Source organism: Agrobacterium sp. MCAB5 (assembly GCF_052114365.1).
Taxonomy (GTDB): Bacteria; Pseudomonadota; Alphaproteobacteria; order Rhizobiales; family Rhizobiaceae; genus Agrobacterium; species Agrobacterium tumefaciens.
Genome location: NZ_JBFREP010000288.1, coordinates 1 through 425 on the forward strand (window position 1 = coordinate 1; position 425 = coordinate 425).

1 protein-coding gene is annotated in these 425 nt (G+C 59.0%); it reads right to left on the reverse strand.

What is annotated here, in order from left to right:
• Positions 1 to 425: LLM class flavin-dependent oxidoreductase (locus AB4Z23_RS28665; RefSeq protein ID WP_441361333.1), on the reverse strand; the 425-nt coding region annotated here is incomplete at both ends.

Below are 425 nucleotides of genomic sequence, written 5' to 3' on the forward strand. Positions count from 1 at the left end.
AAGTCGGACTGGCCGGTGGTCAGGAGTTCTTTCAGGACGGAGGCGTATTCCGAAAGGTAGGTGTAGCGGTCGCCGAAATAATCGTCTCCGGGCCACAGCCCCATCTGGCTGTATTCAGGGCGCTGCCAGCCGGTGACCAGGTTCACACCGAACCGCCCGCCGGAGATCGAGTCGATGGTCGTCGCCAYCCGCGCCACGATCGCTGGTGGCATGACCAATGTCGCGGCGGTACCGAAGAGCTTGATCTTCGAGGTGACCGCCGCCAGGCCCGCCATCAGCGTGAAAGATTCAAGATTGTAATCCCAGAACTCCGTCTTGCCGCCGAAGCCGCGCAGCTTGATCATCGAGAGCGCGAAATCGAAGCCGTATTTTTCGGCTTTCAGAGTAATTTCCTTGCTGAGATCGAAGCTCGGCTTGTATTGCGG